A 2,423-nucleotide genomic window follows, 5' to 3' on the forward strand; every position below is an offset into this window, starting at 1 on the left:
GACAACGCCTGTATAGAAAGTTTTCATGCAATACTAAAAAAAGAATGCGTATATCTTAATACATTTATAGATCATAATCATGCTAAGTTAATATTATTTCAATATATAGAAGGATTTTATAATAGAAAAAGGATTCATTCATCAATCAACTACATGACTCCAGATGAATATGAGAATCTATGTAGAGTAGCATAGCTTGCTTTAGATTTTGAGCCTGAGGGGATGATAGCCACCCGTAGGGCTTGCCATTGATAAGCCAATAAATAAATGCTACAATATTCCACCACGAAGGCACAAAACATAGCTTGCTTTGAGTTTATCGCCTTCGGGTAGAAACCTAAAAGCATTTATGTTTGGATTGTCAATGGTGGCGGAGACCCACAAAAAAACCTAAATTTTTGTCCAAACTATTGACATAGATCCAGAGCAGGATAGTTGGAAGCCAGATTTAATAATAACAGAGGAAGGATTAAACCATATGATGGATATTATGGAATTAGCAGGAGAATTAGAAAAAAGAGCAGATTACGAAAAAATAGTAACTACCAAGTTTGCAGAAAAGGCTATGGAAAACATTAAAAAATAGATTATTATAAATTAGTCTAAAACATTTCTTCACTTATTAATTGGAAGAAGTGAAGAATCTAAGTTTTGGGATTCTTCACTTCTTTCAGAAAAGTTATAAGACCAAGTATCTTAGCTGCTTCAGATGTTTATTTCGAAAATGGACAAAAATGTTTACAAAATAGTTACAATTTACCCTTTATTTATTGTCGAATTTATTGTATACTAAATATTATTAGAAATAATAATACTGAAGAAAAAGGAGTTGTTTTTTATGGCTAGCGTCGATCCTTTGAAAAAGACAGTTATATCTTTTACTATAGCCGGAGTTCTATTTGCCAATCCTGTATTTGTACAAGCTGATCTAGGCGATCAAGTATTGAAATATGAAATGAACCATAAGGATGTGCAAGTTCTTCAAGAACATCTGGTAAATTTGAACTTTTTAAATTTGGAAGAGACTACTACATATTATGGTGAAAAAACCCTTAATGCTGTCAAAGAGTTTCAACGTTCTCAAGGGCTAAATCCAGATGGTTCCTTTGGCCCAGATACATTTGAAGCATTACAGCAAATTTTAGATTTAAAACCCTTAATACATGAACGATTGTTAAAGGAAGGTATTGAGGGAGAAGATGTTAAAGCTTTACAGGAAAGGCTTAAAATATTAGGATTGTTAGATATAGATGAGTGTACTACATATTTTGGTTCTGAAACTAGACAAGCCCTCGCAGATTTTCAGAAGCTGTATGGTATTAAAGTGGATGGAATAGCTGGATCTGAAACCATACAAGCTATAAATGAAGCTATAAAAGGCAATAGGCGCAGAGTTAATCCATCAGCTAGCAGAGGTGGCTCAAGAAATAGTTCCTTAGGCCCAAATATTATAGATACAGCTAAAAAATATATTGGTACCCCTTATCGTTATGGTGGTACTACCTCTAATGGATTTGATTGCTCAGGTTTTGTTCAGTTTGTATATGGCCAGTATGGTGTTACAGTACCCCGTACCTCTTCGGAACAAGCAAATGTAGGTACAAAGGTAAGCAAGGAAGATTTAAAAATTGGAGATTTAGTCGTCTTTAGTGGTACTACTTCCAGTAGATCCGGTCCAAGCCATACGGGTATATACATAGGAGATGGTAATTTCATTCATTCTAGTTCATCTAGAAGTAAAGGAGTTATTATCTCTAACCTTAATTCTGGTTATTATAGTGAGCGTTTCTCCTATGGTAGAAGAGTATTTTAGGTAAATAATAGGACTGTTTTGAATAGTTAACAATTTCAAAACAGTCCTTTATTTATTATCTCTGGAGACTGTAATAAATTTTGTGCTTTAAGTAAGTTTGATTACTCTGATCTGACAAGAAAATTTAGATTTAATTTAGATAATAATTTTTCAAATTTGATACTTTAGTTTTAGTTTGCCAAAATTATAGGGAAATATACATAAATTCTTATAATTTTGGCAATAATTTTAAACATGGAGAAATGTGTTCATTTTTTTAGTTAGGTGGTTTCTAGGTAAATAATGGCCTAGGCCATTATTTACCTAGAAACCACCTGTTAAATCCTATTCCCCAAGTTTTTCTATAGATTTAGGGTGCATTGTTTCAATTTTAAAGATATTGTTCTACCCTTCCTTCAAAAAATATCATCAGTTGATTTAGAATAGAGTCCCAATTTCTATATCTCTGGGTCCACTTTTTCATAACATTTTGACTTGCTAGATATAGCATTTTTTCTAGGGATAAATCAGTTGGAAAGACAGACTTAGTCTTTGTAACTTTCCTAAATTGCCTATGCAAACCTTCTATTATATTTGTAGTATACATTATTTTTCTAATTTCAATAGGATA

General features: G+C 32.3%; 3 protein-coding genes. 2 read left to right on the forward strand and 1 reads right to left on the reverse strand.

Going from position 1 to position 2,423, the window contains the following annotated elements; all coding sequences use genetic code 11:
• Together CUL_RS18565 and CUL_RS17760 are read left to right on the forward strand one after the other, a co-directional pair.
• The coding region (locus tag CUL_RS18565) for an IS3 family transposase (protein WP_157752680.1) at positions 1 to 195 on the forward strand (195 nt) is incomplete at its 5' end.
• A 643-nt stretch (positions 196 to 838) separates the two neighbouring features.
• On the forward strand, positions 839 to 1,813 hold the full coding sequence (locus CUL_RS17760) for a C40 family peptidase (RefSeq protein WP_005584366.1): 975 nt from the start codon (positions 839 to 841) through the stop codon (positions 1,811 to 1,813).
• 370 nt (positions 1,814 to 2,183) lie between these two features.
• On the opposite strand, the gene CUL_RS0115770 is transcribed toward CUL_RS17760, so the two are convergent.
• Positions 2,184 to 2,423: transposase (locus tag CUL_RS0115770; protein ID WP_025640196.1), on the reverse strand; the 240-nt coding region annotated here is incomplete at its 5' end.

Source organism: [Clostridium] ultunense DSM 10521 (genome assembly GCF_000511955.1).
Classification (GTDB): Bacteria; Bacillota; Clostridia; order Tissierellales; family Tepidimicrobiaceae; genus Schnuerera; species Schnuerera ultunensis.

Coding starts and splice junctions, on each gene's coding strand:
- CUL_RS17760 (WP_005584366.1), top strand. CDS start 839: ATGGCTAGCGTCGATCCTTTGAAAAAGACAGTTATATCTTTTACTATA.